General features: G+C 49.1%; 8 protein-coding genes. All 8 read right to left on the reverse strand.

Annotated elements, in window-relative coordinates:
* Positions 1 to 60: 60 nt before the first annotated feature.
* The 8 genes from LL912_RS17410 to LL912_RS17445 all read right to left on the reverse strand — a co-directional run bounded on the left by LL912_RS17410 (position 61) and on the right by LL912_RS17445 (position 17,292).
* The gene (locus LL912_RS17410; protein ID WP_235554865.1) at positions 61 to 2,346 is read right to left on the reverse strand and encodes an FAD-dependent oxidoreductase; all 2,286 of its coding nucleotides are present in this window, start codon (positions 2,344 to 2,346) and stop codon (positions 61 to 63) included.
* A gap of 1 nt (position 2,347) precedes the next feature.
* On the reverse strand, positions 2,348 to 5,197 hold the full coding sequence (locus LL912_RS17415; protein WP_235554866.1) for a hypothetical protein: 2,850 nt from the start codon (positions 5,195 to 5,197) through the stop codon (positions 2,348 to 2,350).
* Positions 5,194 to 7,056, reverse strand: a complete 1,863-nt coding sequence (locus LL912_RS17420) for a glycoside hydrolase family 97 protein (protein ID WP_235554867.1) — start codon at positions 7,054 to 7,056, stop codon at positions 5,194 to 5,196. The genes LL912_RS17415 and LL912_RS17420 overlap by 4 nt, the downstream gene beginning before the upstream one ends.
* A gap of 189 nt (positions 7,057 to 7,245) precedes the next feature.
* The gene (locus tag LL912_RS17425; protein WP_235554868.1) at positions 7,246 to 8,337 is read right to left on the reverse strand and encodes a glycoside hydrolase family protein; all 1,092 of its coding nucleotides are present in this window, start codon (positions 8,335 to 8,337) and stop codon (positions 7,246 to 7,248) included.
* Positions 8,330 to 9,829: an SGNH/GDSL hydrolase family protein gene (locus LL912_RS17430; RefSeq protein ID WP_235554870.1), complete on the reverse strand. Its 1,500-nt coding sequence runs from the start codon at positions 9,827 to 9,829 to the stop codon at positions 8,330 to 8,332. Before LL912_RS17430 ends, LL912_RS17425 begins: the two co-directional genes overlap by 8 nt.
* A gap of 10 nt (positions 9,830 to 9,839) precedes the next feature.
* Entirely contained in the window at positions 9,840 to 11,279 is a 1,440-nt protein-coding gene (locus LL912_RS17435; protein WP_235554871.1) for a glycoside hydrolase family protein, read from the reverse strand.
* Positions 11,266 to 14,673: a hypothetical protein gene (locus tag LL912_RS17440; protein WP_235554872.1), complete on the reverse strand. Its 3,408-nt coding sequence runs from the start codon at positions 14,671 to 14,673 to the stop codon at positions 11,266 to 11,268. The genes LL912_RS17435 and LL912_RS17440 overlap by 14 nt, the downstream gene beginning before the upstream one ends.
* A gap of 12 nt (positions 14,674 to 14,685) precedes the next feature.
* A complete protein-coding gene (locus LL912_RS17445; protein WP_235554873.1) occupies positions 14,686 to 17,292 on the reverse strand; it encodes a prenyltransferase/squalene oxidase repeat-containing protein in 2,607 nt (868 codons plus the stop codon).
* Positions 17,293 to 17,299: the final 7 nt, after the last annotated feature.

Raw genomic sequence — 17,299 nt, forward strand, 5'->3', positions numbered from 1 at the left:
GGATCGCACCCTTCAACTGCAGTACTGCTATGTATGCCAATGCTGCCGGTAGTCCGTTTCTTATTCTGCATAACATCTAACGGAGAACAATGCTGCCGGAACTGCTGCAGAAGGGTGTTTCATCCGGATGACCAGTTGTTTGGTAACAACCGGTTGTTCCAGTACAATTACATTCCGCGTTTGAAAGTTACCTTCTTTTTGATACAGCAGGTTTCCCCACTCATCTTCCACCTGGTAATCCTGCACACAAAACGGCATCGTCGTTTCCGGGTGTGTCATCAGCACCGATTCCATGGCATGATCAAAGTCTGTATCAAATGCCAGGTGGATCTGCCGGATCTGCTGCGGTGTAGCCCAGGCAAGCTTAACAGATGGTTGTGCATCCCCGGGATCGGCAATCCAGGCATTGGGCTGGTCTGTAGGACGGTCAATGCCATTGGTAAGATTACCGGTACCTGCTGTAAATACCGGCTCCGAAAAACGGAGTGCCAGGTTCTGCCCTTCCGGCCGGCGCTGCGGGCACCAGAACTCAAAAGAATCCACACCAGACCCCTCCGGGGCCCTTTGTTTTCCATTGTTGGATACGGCTTTATTAACCCCGTTGAATACGGAAACAAACCCTGTTATCCGCTGGCGGGAGTACGCAATTTGAACCTCCTCATTCTTCAGGAAGCAAAGAAACAGGTACTGCGGATGATTCAGCTGCAGTCCGGTATCCACTTTAATTTCTGCTTCCCCTTCCTGAAGCAAAATTTTTTTCCGTACCAGGGTCTGATCCGGTGTAAACCCGCCCACCCGGCTGCTGGAGCGAACCTCCACTATAAGCTCGGTAGCCCCGGACGCTTTTACAGGAAGACGGAATGCCGGAAGCCTTCCTGCGGTTACCGGTATTAACTGTGCCGCAGCAATCGCTAACGGTTTATACACCAGTTGCCGCTGATCAAAGCCGGTAACGTTTAAAAAAGAACTTGCCGTAATGGTACTGGCCGGCACCAGGTCTTCCTCGTCCTGCAATTTTTTGCCGGGAATATACTGGCCCGTTTTCATCAGTTCTTTTTGGAGTGCCGCCATTTGCGATGCCTCCAGCAAACCCTGTGGATCCTTCCCGTTCCGGATACAGCGGGCGGCAGCCACGGCCACGGCCTGACCGGTATACGCGCTGGTAGCCATTACCCGGGTGGCGCCAAACGCTACATGACTTACACTGATGATGCGGCCCGCCAGAAAAAGGTTCTTTATATTCCTGCTGTACAAACAACGGTAGGGAATCTGGAAAAGTCCCTTGCTGTGCCACTGGTTGCAGGGCGAGCGGTCGCTGAACACGCCGTCTGCCGGGTGCAGGTCAATCGACCATCCACCGTAAGCAACAGCATCCGGATGGATGCGCTGCTCAATAAGGTCTTTTTGCGATAAAATATAATCCCCTTCAAAACGGCGGCTTTCCCTCTTGCCCGGGATCATGCCTACCCATTCCAACGTATATGTAGCCGCCTCCGGAAAGTTGCCGGAGTTTTTGATATAATCCCAAACCCCATAGATCACCTTCCACAGTTCCCATTTGATCTGCTCTGTATCATGTACCGTGTCCATTCTTCCGCCATATTCTACCCACCACAGTTTGCATCCATGTTCCTTTGCATTAAAATTTTTATACCGTGGAATTTCCTTTTGTACATCCATTGCAAAAGAGGGCGCGTGAAAGGTCACCGGCTTACCGGTATCTTTTGTATAAAAATAAAGCGAATGCCCCAGCAGTTCGCCATAGCTGATATCCGGAGCCATTGGCTCATGAAACTCCTCCCGGGTTTCGGCGCCCATACGGAAAGCTGCTCCTGAAAGAAAGCCCACGATCCCATCGCCGGAGGCATCGCAGAACAAGGGCGCTCTTAATTCATATTCGGTGGCGTTCTGACTGCAAAAAGCCTTTACCCCTGAGATACGGTCGGCATCCGCCTTAATTACTTCATACACGGCCGTATTCAGCAGCAAGGTGATATTGGCCTCCTGCTTTACTTTATCCAGCAGGATCATATCCAGTATTACCGGGTTCCCTTCGGGATTCCGGTAAGTGTTCTCTACCAGTATTTCATCGATCACGCCGCCTTCCCGACTCCACCGGTTGTTGTTGCCCATATGCGAGGTAGCACCCAGGATCCACAGCCGTACCTCACTGGATGCGTTGCCGCCCAGTACGGGGCGATCCTGCACCAGCAGCACACGGAGTCCTTGCCGGGCGGCTGTTATAGCGCCACATAGGCCAGACATACCTCCTCCTACAATAACAAGATCCTGTTCAATAACTTCTTTTTTCAGATCCCGCTTCGTTTCTGCATCTTTAATGATCATGCTATTTATTTTTCTGTTTGATTGATGTGGTTACACTACCCAGCTCGTATTCCTTTGTGCGAACAGTCTTTCCATCAGCACCCTTGAGGGTTAACGAAAATGCAATGGGCCTCTGAAGATCCGCTGCTACCGTAAACTCGAACGGGTACTCTTTTTTTATAATGCTTATCTTTTTTGATTTTCCTACACGATATTGAAGCGTGACATTGCTCCATTTATTATCATCGTCTTCGAGATACAAAAACAACCTGCGGCCGTAGCCTCCCAGCTTAAACAACAGGGCCTTTGCATGCCCTTCGGGTATAGAAAAATAGTCCGGGCTTTTATCCGGTACGGGTTGCAACAGTTGGTCCTGGAACAACGATTTAGCAACCGCACCCTTCAACACAACAGCGGTTTGACCGTTGGCGGGAACGGTTACCGTGAAACTGCTGTCTTTTAACGGTTCTTCCTGCTTTTCCCGGTCGAGCATGGTCATTACCGCCTTTTCTGAAAACCGGACCCATGCCGGGTTAACCGTAACCGTTGTCTGAACGGGATGGGCCGATTGATTGGAAAATGCGATGAATAACGAATCCTTTTTCCGGGCAGCAATATAATTCAACCCGATATCGCCGATCCTTAACAGTCGTGCCGGCATCCAGAGCTGCACCTGGTCCGAGCCCATAAAATTTCCCTTCTTGTGCCCGTAAAATTTATTCTGCAGATACGCATATCCCTCGATGTAGTCATTGGGAAAATGAATCCGGCCGTCACTTTTAATAAAGGCATCCGAAACCAGATAATCCATAAACAGGGAAGCCATCGGAAGAATATGATTGTAATGAAACGAGTTTACGCTTTGATCCCGGTGTGCATGCAGGGGAAAATCCGGTTTTTCATAGGCCGTGGTACGCTCCGTGTTCATATGATACCCCGGGAAACTGGCGGAGCGCCCCACCAGGGATGCTTTTGCAATCCGGATCAGAAAATCATCCTTGGTATAATACCCGATGCGCAGCATCCAGGGTGCAAAGGTCGACATAAAAATTCCCCGGTGTCCGGTGGCCGTTCCTGAAGATTCGGAAGTGAGTCCTATCTCCGATACCCGCCAGGCCGGCACTTTTTCTTCAGGATAATACATCTGCTGATGTCCTTTTGATTTCAGGTACCAGTACATGGGCGCTTTTCCTCCTTTGTTTACCGTGATTATACTATCCGGTATCGCAGGGGCCATCCAGGTAAATAAGGCATAATGCCGGGCACCATCATGGGCTGCTTTTAAATAGCGCTCTTCCCGGGTCAATTCGTATAGTTCCAGCAGCGCCGACCAGTTATTCGTGAATGTAGGCCAGAAAAAATGCGTGCTAATCATCGGGTCTCCAAAAGCTTCCATCCGTTGATCCACCCGGGCTTTAAGGTATGCATCCGCCATCTTACGGCTCATGGAAAGATAGGTGCTGTCTCCTGTCATTTTAAACAGGAACAATGCGTTGATCCAGTTGGCTCCTTTCTCCTCCACATCCAGGTTACGTACCCTTGTTCTTAAAAATTCTTTTTTTGCCAGTTTGGTATATAAATCATCGTTTGACGGAAATACACTGTGCAGCACACCCAGTTCCGACAGCGGAGCAATCGGCCCCTTGAGTTTTCGAGACGGGGACTGTATCTTTTGGGTGCTGTCCAAACTGAATAAAAACTTCTCGCGCGACAGCATAAATTCCATCAACGGATAGGCGCGCTTTTCAAACAGTTCTTTGTCATCCCTGATAATGGCCATCTCCAGCGGATTAAGACTGGATACATTTTTTACCGCACCCGGAACATCGGTGGAATAGGCAAATCCCTTCAGGCTATCCACAAACCAGGCATAGTGTGTTTTGGCATAATCAATGAGGTTATCAAGGGTTGTGTTCATCGAAACCGTAGCATTGGTGCGGTAATCCCTGAACCCAAAAATATTCCGGGCGATCTGCTCATAGGTATCCGTAATCGTGCGTGGTGTAACCAACAGATAAAAAGAAAAGCGAAAAGAAGAGTCCGCCTTCATAAAAGAATGCAGTCCGCCGGGGATGGGCGCAAACACCTGGGGCTGCAATTGGGCTTTCGAATTTAACAAGGCAATTCCAAACTGGCTATTGTCCAGCAAGGGCAGCGGCTGAAAAGGGAGATGCCGTGGATGGGCCAGCACGCCCAGTGAATTTACACCGTCGTTTACAAGGGTGGTGGGTTCTGTTGCCATAAAGGCCGGAGTAAGATAAGGCTGGTCCGGGGTACGTTGCTCCGTCCAGATCAAGGGCTGCCATGATTCACGGGTGTTGCGCTTCTCAAAGGATGGAGCCCCGGTATAGCCCACACTGTAATAGCCTTGTTTTTTGGGCACCAGTAGAAATTCAAGCTGAGGATAGGGCACCGTATTTTTTACCAGCCAGGCCTGCAATGTAAATCCCTCCTGATCGGGGAAATGGAAATATGCCGTATCCCCTTTTTCCGAGGCCTTGTCTGCCTTTATCGTCAAAGAATGGCCAACATGATAAATACTAGCCGTTCTCATTTCTTTTTTGCTACGCAGGATCTTATCATCGAATCCATCTCCGGCCACAGATTCATTGATGCGCTGCTGCCGGTAATCGGCTTTTGCGGCCTCCGTTTTCCAGGTAGGCACATTGTAGGGCACTTTATCAATGCCTGCCGGTTTCAGCGCCAGGGTTGGATCTGACTCGCTGAACAAAACCGTAAACTCCGGTGAAAAGCGATAGGTTTTCCCCGCAGAGCGCACCAGCATATCGCTCCCCTCCAGTTTTACCTGTGCAGCAGCGGGAAACAGGCCCATAATCAATATCAAAAAAAATATATAAATCTGTTTCATCATTTCTTCTTCTTTAAGCGGCTCCTGGTTTCCTTTCCTGGTACCGCTTCCAGGTAAAGGACCATCCCCCCGGATGGCTGCAGGGTAACGGTTATTTTATGCAATTGCCCGGGCCACAGGGTCGTAGTGGTAAAACCGTCCCCGGTATCGTTTACAAGGGTAGCCCGGTATCCGGAGAGATCCTTTATAAATGAAAGGTCCAGTGGTAGTGTCATTGCTTTTTCCTGTCCGTTTACTGCCGCCACGTACCAATCGCGGCCGTTTCTTTTGGCAATGATGGCCGCCTGGCCGATGCGGCTTCCGGGCAAAACAACGCGTTCATCCCAGGTAGCCGGCAGCTTTCGCAGCAGCGGAAGAACCGGCTTAAAACGCGGATCGTTCAATAGCGTTAACGGGTTTTCTGCAATGCACAGGAACGGCGATTCCATCAGGTACAGCAATGCCAGCTGGTGGGCATTGGTCGTAGCACCCTTTTTTGAGAACAGTCCGGGTGTATAATCGCCGGGGCCCGTAATGAGCCGGGTAAACGGCAATGCCGCATTATGCCAGGCAGGAATTGGTTCATTCATGATGTTGAGTTCCATGCCCCGGATCCCTTCTCTTGTTAATTCATTCGGGAAGGTCCGGTATTCACCGGTGGAGGTCTGGCAGCCGTGGAAGTTCACCATCAGTTTTCTTTGGGCCGCGGCTTTTAAAAATCCAGTTTCAAAATCAACCAGTGCTTTGGCTTCGCTGTTCATAAAATCAATCTTAATGCCCGCTACACCCAGTTGCTGCAGGGTATCGAGGAACGCATTCCTGTAAACACTGTCTCTTAAAAACTTCGAATCCTTCCATACCCAAACGCCAACCTTCTTAATATTACCTAAATCGATCAGTTCTTTTAAAACCTGCCATTTATGATTCCATTTTTGCTCCCAGCCGTCATCGATGAGCGTATATTCAAATCCCAGCATGGCAGCCGCATTGATCAGCTGTTTTTCAAAGCCAGGATCCAGGTACCGTTCATCTTTAGTGATCCAGCTCCATACCGCCCTGCCGGGTTTTATGTATGCCATGTTTTTAAAATACACCGGATCAGGTGCCGGGTTTAGTGCTGCGATCATGAAATGATTCACCAGCGCATTCAGGTCTTTTGCGAAACCGATCACACGCCAGGGACTATATGCCTCCGTGCTTTTTTGCACGGTGAATCCTGCTGCATCTTCTGTAAAATCCACGGCAAGACGATTGCCCGCGGCCTTCAACCGCATTCCGCTAAAACCAGATAGTGCTGCCTCGGTAATGAATATGTACCCACCCTGCTTACATTCCACAATTACCGGCTTGCCCTGTACCGGCCCTTCCGGCGAAATTTTATCCAGGCTATCCGCCCGGGTTTGCATCCATAAACCGGCATAGGATTTCAGCTTCCAGCTATTGGTGCGCTCAAAAAACCAGACGCGGCTGTTGGGGTCCAGCGTAAAGCCCGTTTGCTCCGACTGAATATGTCCTCCGTTTTCCGGTAACCGATACCGGAAGGCGCATCCATTATCGAATACGGCAAACTCCATAACGGACTCTCCGATCGCTACCTGGTAATTAAAATATGTCATTTGTTTTCCCTGGTAATGATCTTTCAGCAGGGCCAATGTGTCTGTGAGCAACTTTTTCCGCAGCAATACGGGTGCTGTAGTGCTGTTCAATAATGCAGCACCGTCTATCTGCAAACCGAGCGGAGAGGCCGTCAACGCCGACGCCCCGTTCAGCGCCACTTTGTAAAAGAAGCTGTTCTTTTCTCTGAATACTGTAACCACAATGTTTTCCGAGGGGCTTTTTAGCAACAACGGTTGCTCACTGCATTGCCCGGTAAAAGGTGCCATAAGCAACAGGAAACTGTTTAAAGCAGTGATCAAAGCAAGACGCCATTTTCCAGGATTGCGGGGGCCTGTATCGCCGGTTGGCTGACAAGCGCTCATGCTTTTGTTATGGCGGCACCCTACGTGCCACTTCAAGCCCCAAAATATTATACCCCCCGGGGTGACGAATATTTTTCTTCTTTGTTTCATTTTTTATAACAGCTGAAACGTGATCGTTCGGGAGGCCAGGGTTCTTCTGCCATCCGGCCGGAAATTATAGGCATAATATAATTGGATCACCTGTCCTCCTTCAACACTACTGGTTCCAATGATGGCCGGATACCAGGTTTTGGGACCGTCTTCCAGTAATAACTTCGGGGGTTCCCAGGCTTCACCATCTGCACTGGCGGAAATGTATAATTTACCATCCCACCCATGCCAGATCATTACAAATTTGTTCAGATAGGTATTCCAGTGAACCGAAGGATTTGAGCCCGGATGCATACTAAGGGGAGCAATTGCAGTTTGCTTACCGCCCAGACCCGGTTCCGAAAATGCATTATTGTACCATTTCTTCCAGGAACCCACATAGCCATTTGGATCCGTTGAAGAAGCCATGCAGATGGCAGTGACGCCGGTGGCCGGTGTGTAATAACAATAATATTTATTGTTTAAATGATTATAAATAACAGCACCATCTCCCAATCCCGACCAGCGGGGAGTATCGGGCTTATTTAACTCATGCTTCAGGATCTGGTAAGGTGCACCCCAGGATTTGCCACTATCGCTTGAATAGGCAACACCAATCGATTTGTAGGCATACCAGCCCTGGATGTTACGGGGATACCAGTGCGTTTCGGCATGGAAAAAGCCTGCAAGCCGGCCATCATTTAGTTGCCGCACGCCGATAAACCACATGCCACCGTCATTAAACCCGTTAGACGTTCCGTTATTGGGCTGGTTACCACCAAATACCGGTGTTAATGGATCCAAGTGGTTCAGGTGATCTTGTAAAAACGGGGAATTGGCAATGGTTCTGTAATTGCGGTACCGGGCCCAAAAGGCATAATACTGGTTGCCCAATTTTAAAACGGGAACTGCACCATCGGTATAATATCCGCTGTCGCCAGGCGGAAAGCCGCTCTGGGAAAGAATTGAGCGTTCTCCCAGCGTAAAACTCCATTCGCCGGTGAGCGTTGTTTTTTGTAGTTTAAGATTGTTTGCAACAGAACGGTCCTGTTTACTACAGGAACTCCAGGAACAAAGAAGTTGAATGCTGAATACAATAAATAAAAGCCTAATCATAGGAAGTGTTTTTAGCGGTGAAAAAGGGGTTGCAAGAAATGATTGTTGTGTTATTCTTGATACGTGCAGGCGCCGGTTCCTTTACCAATTTTCCTCTTATTAAGATCCGCCCCAGATAAATGACCGACCGGTCGTACTTTTCCGGATGTTGTTCTATATCTTCCCGTTTATCTGCAGGAAGAATCTGAAGCTTATCGGCCTTCTGTGCAGAGACAGTCACAACTACATCATGCACACCCGGCTCCAGCTTTATGACATCAAACTGCCCGCGGTACCGGTTGTTACAATACGCGTTAAAGCGGTTCAACACCTTGTTGGATACGGTGTCGTTTGCCTGGTAATACATAAAACTCCCCTCCTTCTCCCTGCTCAATTTTACGGGTTTACCATCTACTGTAAACTCCAGTTGGCCTGCTTCGGGACCGCCGATATCAAAGAGGCCAAACAGATCGCCGCAGAAACGAAACCGGAAAGAAGCCCCGGGTTTGTTGGCAGTAAAAACAGTTGCAAACCAGGGATTGAATTTATTTAATGCCGGATCCGGTGCTGTAGCATGTGGCGCCCAACCATTATTTGCCTGGGCCGCAATCGAAGGCTCTACCATGGTGGCCGCATCCCAGTTGGCCGTAATCACCGGTGCCGGGAGTTGTTTCTTTTTCGCCTGCGCAGCTGTCTTCATTTTTTGAAAGGCTCTTGCGATGGCTGCTGCATAAAGGTTTCCTCCCGCTGTTGCCGGATGAATGCCATCTTCCGAGAAAATAATTTTTCCCGGATCGGCGCCGGGGCTCCCTTTCCAGATCAGCTTTCCCGCGGCTTCGAGGCTGGCAGCTTCCATACCCAAATGAACCGATGACAATCCGTAATGAGCCGCCACCTGTTCCAGCCCTTTAATATTTGGAGGAACTTCATTTTTTTGATAGAACGTTGTTTGTCCGTTTTGTATCGTATACAAGAGGCAGATATCCGTAGAAGGATTCGCTTTTATTGTTTGCCGGATCATGCCCTCCATCCCTGCAGGATATGCGCCGTTCACCGCAAATTCTACAAAAATCAGATCGGGCTTGTGCTGCAATACCTGCTCCCCGATCCGGAACGCACCCAGCTCCGTTCCGGTACCGGAAACACCGGCGTTGATCCATTTAAACCGGGCGGACGGATACAACTGCTCCAGGTAGCGGGCCGTCTGCAGGCGATAACAAAAACCGGCCTGGGTAATGCTGCCTCCGATAAACGCTACTACCACTTCTTTTTCCTGCTTTATTTTTTCAAAGAAATCCGGGAGGCCTGCACGTACCTGGCATTCCTGTGCATTGTAAAAACTTCCCGGCTCCACCGCAGGAATTCCGGATGCGGCTGCATCAAAATAAAGCGGTGAAGCGCCGGCCTGCGATGCGGCAATCTTCTCCTGGTCGGCCGTTGTTTGTGCATGGGCTGCACAAATACTGCATACTCCCAAAAACAACCATATCATATATTGAAAAATCCGGCGCATTTCTTCTGCTTTAATTTTCCTGTACCACGATATTTTCCGTAAAAGCATTCTTAACCACATCAGATTGCATCATATTTCGCCCTGCCAGCTTTACATTCTCAAATCTTACATTCCGGATCATATGGCTTGAATCGTACCCCTCAAACAAGGTACCTGTTCCATTGCTCACACAATTAGTAAACCGGATATTGCAAATGGTACCGGGCCGGTATACCGGATTGGAATTGGATGTTTGTTTGATATAGGCCAGTACGAACTTTGTATTGCCGGGAGTTTCGTCGTAAATACCATCGAAGGTAATGTTCCGCACTGCCGCCCAATCGGAATGTGGGATGGCCACTGCATACCCGCCCCAGGTCATTTTTGCAAGATCAATATTCCGGAAGCTTAGATTTTCAACCGCGCTTGTTTCAAGGGAAGAGCCGATGCGGATGCCCACGCCTACCTGGCTTTTCCATACCATACAATCCCGGGCATGGCAGTCGGCCAGCGGTATTTCACCATCCACTGCCGCGTTGATCGCATGCCAGCCAAAACCATCATCTCCCGAGCCAATAAAGCAATGGCTGAAGTTTACCCGGGTACAGCCGGATCCAAGATCCAGCCCATCATTGTTCTGACCAAAGCTAAGCAGGTTCAGGTGCGACACGTCCACATCGGAGGCGTTAACCATGTCCACCTGCCATCCCAGCGCGGCATGACGAACACCAAACCCTTTCAGCACGATGTTCTTGCTTTTGTACACTTTTATAAAATTACCGGCAACCGGGCTGCTCCGGTCGTCAATGAGCCCCCGGCCCACCAGAGTGATATTTGAATCATTTTCGATCCGTATCTTCCCTTTCAGCACGGCTCCCTCTTCCAGGTAATAGACCGTGTTGGACTGCAATTGAAATTCACCGTTTACCCCATTGTGCACGCCGCTGTCGAAGACTACGGTGGCATTGCTTTTATACGCATTCAGATCGGGCGCACCAAAAAGGAATAACGGCTCTCTGCCGGGGAGATCCAGTGCATAGTTATAATAGTCTGCTGCTGTAAATGTGAGGATATTGCCATTTTTTACCGGTTGCAGGTTCAGTCTTTTGGGCGACAGGGTATAACTGGTAAACGCAGACGTACAAACAATTTTAATCTGCGCTCCCGGCACATGGGTGAAACGGGCCGTATGTACCACTCTTTTTCCTCCGTTCTGCTCCAGATCATAACAGGTTTCCTTCCATACGTTTACCGGAATGTTGTTTATATATACCTGGTATGCGCTGCTGCTGACTGCCGGCGTATCAATTGCCGCCAGGGCCTGGGCCGTGTAAGCCAACCGGGTTTTCAAGGCATCGTTTGCGTTTCCGGAAGTATTCTTTTTGCAGGCAAAGCCCACCGCAGTTGCCATTACCAGTAACCATCGCAGCCCCGGAGCACCTGCCTTCTTATGGGTTTTATTCATTTCCATTAAGTATAATTTTTTTGGATACTGATTTGCTTCCATCCGTTTTAAAATCCATTTCGATCACAGCAGGCTCGCTCATCCCGATTTTGCTGAAACTCCATTCATAGGGATACTGTTTTACTTCCTGCGTTTGACTGTTGCATGTAACCGTTACAGCATGCCCGCTTAAGGGTGCAGTTTCTGCAAAGCCATAAAAACTATCCCATCCAAAGGGAGAACGGATGCGGAACAGGAACACACGGCCCCAGGGTTTACCCAGGTCGATAATTTTCATTCCTTCTTTCAGTGGCGGAAATATTTTCTGCGATGCGATTGCATTCAACGGAATGGCTATGGCGCGGAATCCTTTTGCAGGTACCTGCACTTCAACGCCCGCATTTTTAATGGCCACTGTTTCAGATTGCCCGTCGCCGGCGTAGCACAGGGCCTGGCCCTCCTGTTTGGCACCGGTCTGCTTCGCCCATCTGATGTTTACCGGTTGGGCCTGAGCTGCTTCCGAAGAAAGCAAGATCCAGAAATTTTTATCGGAAATTGCGGTTACATAATTAATCTCCGGGTTTTGAATCTGCACCCAATCTTTATGCATACGCAGTATTGCTTTTGTATCTCCGAAAATGGTTCCTTTTCCTCCACCATATACCCGGTTATTAAACCACACAAACCCTTCTTGCTTGCTGTAGGGAAATTCCACATTGCCATTAGAGCGCTGTATAGCCTCTGTAATCAGGTAGTCCAGGCTAAACCCGATATGCGGCGGTATATGATGGTAGTAAATAGAGCTTACATCGGGTCCTTTATAAGGGAAGTTGGCCGACATAGGCACATCGGTAAAACCCGTGCCGTAATATCCGGGGTAGTTCGCGTATCGGCCAATGACGGCATTCCGGGCATAAATTTCATAAATGGGCTGATGCGCATATTGAAACAGGCGCAGCAGATGCGGCGCCCAGCTGCTCATAAATACCGGGTGCACAGTTTGTCCTTTTACGCGCGTAAAATACGTACTGGGCTGCTCCAGTCCCAACCCTACCGGAGACACCAGCCATTCCGGAACCTTCTTTTCCTGCACATCCTCTTTTTTTCTCGGGAAACCCAACCGGTACGGCTGATTTCCTTTCCACCAGATATGGGTAATGCCCTCATAGCGGTTTCCGGGATGAATGGTTTGCTGCTGGTCTTCCACACAAGGATAACTGCGGATACCTGCAATAGTAAAATATCCGCCATAGGCCGCGGCTTTCAGGTATTTTGCGTCTTTTGTGGTTTCATACAGGTCCAGCAAATCCCACCAGGGCGCATAAAAGCTGGCGTTGTAAAACGGGATATGACTCAGCGGCTTGCTGGAGTTTGAATAAATTTTGTTTTGAATAAACAGGTCGGCATTGTTACGGGCCCGTTGCAACCATTTTGCCTGCCCGGTCATGTGGTAGGCCCATAGCGCCTGATTCCAGGGAATAAAATCAGTGGAATATCCTTTCGCCGCCCGAAGGCTATCACCCGGCAACGCAAGCTGCTCCAACCACGGGTTCAAACCTCCCAGCATGCGGTTCAACCCCACATAGTAAGAAGTGGTGAACTGGGAAGTAAGCGGATTCAGCTCTAATGTTTTCCGGGTATTGTTAAAGGCTGTGGGAACAATATCGGTTGCCCATCGGTATCCGCTCCGCGAAAGGGTGAATTCGATCGTAGGTAACGAGCGGCTCAGGTAATACTGTTCATCATTTTGTAATACGGAAAGGGCCACATTCACCAGCGGCGTGGCATTCACTACTGTCGGCGCTGTTTTTGGGTCCCCTTCAATATCATAAAATCCCTTCAGTTCCTTTGCCCATCCGCCGGCTGTATCATTCTTTGTTAATGCAATCATATTAAATACCGCATCCGTAAGCGAAGCCTGTTGTTGCCTGCGATAGTCACGCACCTGGAATATATTTTTAGACACATAGGCCAGGGCCGTATCCCAATTGCCGGAAACCAACCCGATGATAAACCGCCGGTCGATCAGTTGCCCTGCTTCATATTTTGAATCCTTCATCCCCAGAACCGGGGCAAACATTACCGGCTGTACCTGGTTCTGATGATTCTTAAGGGTAAACCCGGAAGGAGCGTGGTCTACAGAGCCCCAGTCTTTTTTAAGTGTTTCCGGATCTGCAGCCACGTATGTTGAAACAGGCCCGTAGCTTGTTTTGGCAGCAACGATTGCAATAGGTTGCTGCATCATAGAAGTAACCATCATTTGCGGACATTCGGATACACGCTTATATTGAAACATAGGGGCCATCAATACATTTTCCAGCTCCGGGTCTGCCACTGGCTGAAAAGCGGCTACCCCCATGCTATAATATCCCTGCTGAGCCGTTTTGCAAACCAGCCGCAGTTCAATGTGTTGCTGCCCCGCGGGTAGCGACCAAAATCCGGTGACGGGTGAACCGTTCCGGGTTACATACTGCACTTCGATGGTTTGTTTATCAATGGCATTTACGCTTACTGGAATGGCCTCGCTCAGGTTGCCCGATTGAAAAGGATTGAATTCGTCCCCGGGTTTTTGTACGATATACTTTTGTCCTTCGAAAATAAAATACGCCCCGGGGTTCCTGTTATCCCAGGTGGGATAGTATTTATTGAACTGGATGGCTGTGGCATCCGTTGTGATCAAAAATACTTTATGGTCTTCCATCTGGCCTCCTGCCTGCTTCCACTGGCCCTGCTCCCGGATCTCCGTTTTGCAGGCGATGGATCGTTGATCCGCACCGGCCTTTACAAATTGCAGGCGGATATTTTCATTTTCAATTCCAGCTATGACTTTGTCTGTATGGCCAATCCGCAGCAAGGGAGCTGTATTCTTTTTTTCTTCAGCTATCACGGGTTGCTCTTCCGGGATCTTCTTCCAGGATAGCAGCGTTTTTGTATCGGTTTTATTTGGGTCAATGGTACTGTCCTGTAACAACAGGATGGCATCACAGCGGCCATAATTAAAATTGTGAAGACGCAGCAATACTGCTGCCTGTTTCAGGTCTGCAGTACCCAGCCGTTCCCAAAAATATCCCGGCCTTCCATGCCCCCCTGCTTTCTTTAGCCGGGCATTGCCAATGGAAAGCTGGAATAAACGTGTACGGGGATAGGTTTCAAAATCCGGCGTGCGGATCCATATAGCATAGTTTCCGGGCTGCTCTACTTTCAATACGGTCAATGCATCGGAGCTTGAATCCTGTTCGCCTTCTAAAAACCGTAAGATATTTCCACTGATGCTTTCCTTACTGGTTTCTGCAAACCACTTGCCTTTGAACTGAAAATCGGATCCCAGCAGCAGGTACCTGCGAGGCTGCGCAAAAGCATTCCCGCAGCAGATCAGTAACATAAACACAAGCACCAGCCTGACTGTAATGATGGGGCGCATTTATTGAACGATTTAATTGTAATCAAATGCATAGACCGTCAGGCCATAGGGGCCGATCTTTATCTTGTTTGGCGGAACATCTTTCATGCGCTCGCCTGATGCCGTGAAACATTCGGCACTTTCCGGCCGGATCTCGCATCCTGGGATAAAACGGGAACCGTCGATCTTCAAATCTCCCTGCTGTAGCTCGTCATCATTATTGAGTACAAACAGGTAAAGCTTCTTTGTCTTCTGGTTTAACGCACACAGGTAATCCATATTCGGATTGCTTAATGAAACCAGGCCCTCTTTAAACAGTAATTTTCCTTGCTGACCAAATATTTTTCCTTCCCGGAAACCGAATGTTTTATGTGGCCCCACCTTGGGTGTAAGAAAGCCGGCGGGAAAATCGATCCGGCCCTGCGACCGCAGCGCAAGCTCCGCCATCAGGTAATCGGTGATCCATCCTATCTGCCACCAGGCATGGTGCGGATAGGGCCCTGCGCCCTTGTTCATTGCGCTCCAGTAATAGGAGGCCACACCGGTAGCAGGATCTACAAATGCGTCTTTGCTCAATGCCGCCGTTCTGGCCATTTTCAGGTACAGGGAATCCTTTGTTAGTTGAAACAGGCGCACGAACATACCGGCATGACTGGCCAGCAGGATAGGACCGCTGGGATTTGCCGAACCCAATGTACCACCATGTTCAAAGCTTAATCCCACCTGGCTGATCTGCCAGTCTTCCAGTTGGCGTCCGTTGCTTTTCTTAGCTTGATGCCCCGGTATCGGATGCGAGTAAATGGATGTCGTATAGAATTGTGCTGTTGTTACAGCCGCCTGTTTAAATCGCGAGTCTTTAGTAATATCGTACAGATCCAGCAATGCCTGGGCGCTTTGACCGGTAGCAAAATCCGGAGCAAACCGCGCATCGCCGCAAACGCCCAAAAAGTAGCCCCGCTCTACCGCATTTTTAATATACCAGTTCGCTGATTTTAGCGCTGCATCGAGGTACTTTTTGTCCCCGAGTGTTTTGTATGCAACCACCAACCCGTAAAAAGTAGGACGGTAATCCTTCAGATCCGTAAACATCGGCTTCATCGTATGATTATTATACGCTACTTCCCAATAGCCTTCCGGTTTCATCGTGGTCAACAGCCAGTCTGCCGCAAGGCGTATCGACTTTTTTAGAGCTGCGTTTCCGGGTTCAAACAACAGGATATTACCCATATCCAGCAACATATAATAAGTGGTGGCAACCGGTTCGGTGTACGGGCCCCACTCTTCTGTAAACCGCTTGGATTGATACAGGTAATATTGACCCGCCGCCGCACCGCTGAAAAAGCCACCGCCGGTATTTTGCTGCGTCAGTTTAAAATTCAATGCTGCTTTTAACCGCTCGTGAATCAGCACAGAATCCTGCGTGATGGTTGCCAGCATCCACATCGCACCATAATCCGCATTTTTAACAGCGTCCCTGTTCGACTCGTATACGCCTCCCAGATAGTCCTGTGCACCAATGATGCGACCGTTATATTCAAACGTACGCCAACGGGAAGTACTGTCATTTTTTACATAGCTGAAAAGTTGCCCGATCCGTTCAGATAAGGATAAGCGGGTCTGTTTTATATGCAGCAATTCATCAAAGCGGTAGATATCATTCACCACATGTTTGTAAACCGGATACCAGTTTGCAGCATTCACCGTATACCGGAAATCAAAAGAAACTGTTTCTCCTTCTTTTAAATAGGAGTTTTTTTGTCCCAGTACCGGGTAATAGAGCGTGGGCATCAGCTGTTCATGGCGATTGATCAGGGATAACCCAAGCCGCCAGTCGGACTGAGTCGATTTATCGAACGCCCAGGGATCGCGGCCGGTTCCGGGCTCTGCCGTAACCGCCAGCGTAATCCCCTCTTTATTGGTGAGCATACTTGTAAGTGCTGCCGCAGTACGTTCCCGTACCACCATTGGTTTGTCCGGAATTCCATGGCCATAGCCATACGCATCAATAAAATTGTGGTTGATGCTGTTTCCCTGAAAAAGCCCGGGAATACAGGCCCATTGAAACCGGTCTTTGTCATTTACAGTAAGCGCCGGACTTGCAATGGAATAATAACCGGGCGCCTTCGCCGTCAGCCGGATGGAAACACGGAGGTCATTTTTGTAAACAGGATCCAGTTGCCAAACGGCTTCAACGGTAGCAACGTCCGTGTTTTGTTGAAAAATGATTTTGTCGCCGTTTGCTTTATACTGCTGTGGATAAAAAGAAATAGCACGTCCCTCCCGGTTCATCGAAACAGCGGAAGTATTCGCCTTCCAGGTAGGAATGATATACCGGTATTCAGGTTCGGGAAACTGGATTGTTTTCCCTTCTTTATCTGTAAAGACCGCTGCATCCATCTTCGGTTGCTCCGCGCTGTAAAGCAGGGTGTATTGCCCCAGGGGTGTCGCCAAAGATCGCCACCTGCTCTGATCTTTTACCAGCAGCTGCTTTATTTTATATCCGTTACTGGTCGGGTTCCAATCTACACGCAGCGCATTGTTCCTTAACCCGGCCTTTACAACAGGTTGCCCCAAACTCTTTCCGGTTCCTGCTCCCAGTAGTAATATTCCATTTAAACAATAAATAACCACACGATTCATATAGATC

The organism is Niabella agricola, assembly GCF_021538615.1.
GTDB lineage: Bacteria > Bacteroidota > Bacteroidia > Chitinophagales > Chitinophagaceae > Niabella > Niabella agricola.

Excerpts from the sequence above, each read along its gene's own strand:
- LL912_RS17410 (WP_235554865.1), bottom strand. The coding sequence starts at position 2,346 with ATGATCATTAAAGATGCAGAAACGAAGCGGGATCTGAAAAAAGAAGTT.
- LL912_RS17415 (WP_235554866.1), bottom strand. The coding sequence starts at position 5,197 with ATGATGAAACAGATTTATATATTTTTTTTGATATTGATTATGGGCCTG.
- LL912_RS17420 (WP_235554867.1), bottom strand. The coding sequence starts at position 7,056 with ATGGCACCTTTTACCGGGCAATGCAGTGAGCAACCGTTGTTGCTAAAA.
- LL912_RS17425 (WP_235554868.1), bottom strand. The coding sequence starts at position 8,337 with ATGATTAGGCTTTTATTTATTGTATTCAGCATTCAACTTCTTTGTTCC.
- LL912_RS17430 (WP_235554870.1), bottom strand. The coding sequence starts at position 9,829 with ATGCGCCGGATTTTTCAATATATGATATGGTTGTTTTTGGGAGTATGC.
- LL912_RS17435 (WP_235554871.1), bottom strand. The coding sequence starts at position 11,279 with ATGGAAATGAATAAAACCCATAAGAAGGCAGGTGCTCCGGGGCTGCGA.
- LL912_RS17440 (WP_235554872.1), bottom strand. The coding sequence starts at position 14,673 with ATGCGCCCCATCATTACAGTCAGGCTGGTGCTTGTGTTTATGTTACTG.
- LL912_RS17445 (WP_235554873.1), bottom strand. The coding sequence starts at position 17,292 with ATGAATCGTGTGGTTATTTATTGTTTAAATGGAATATTACTACTGGGA.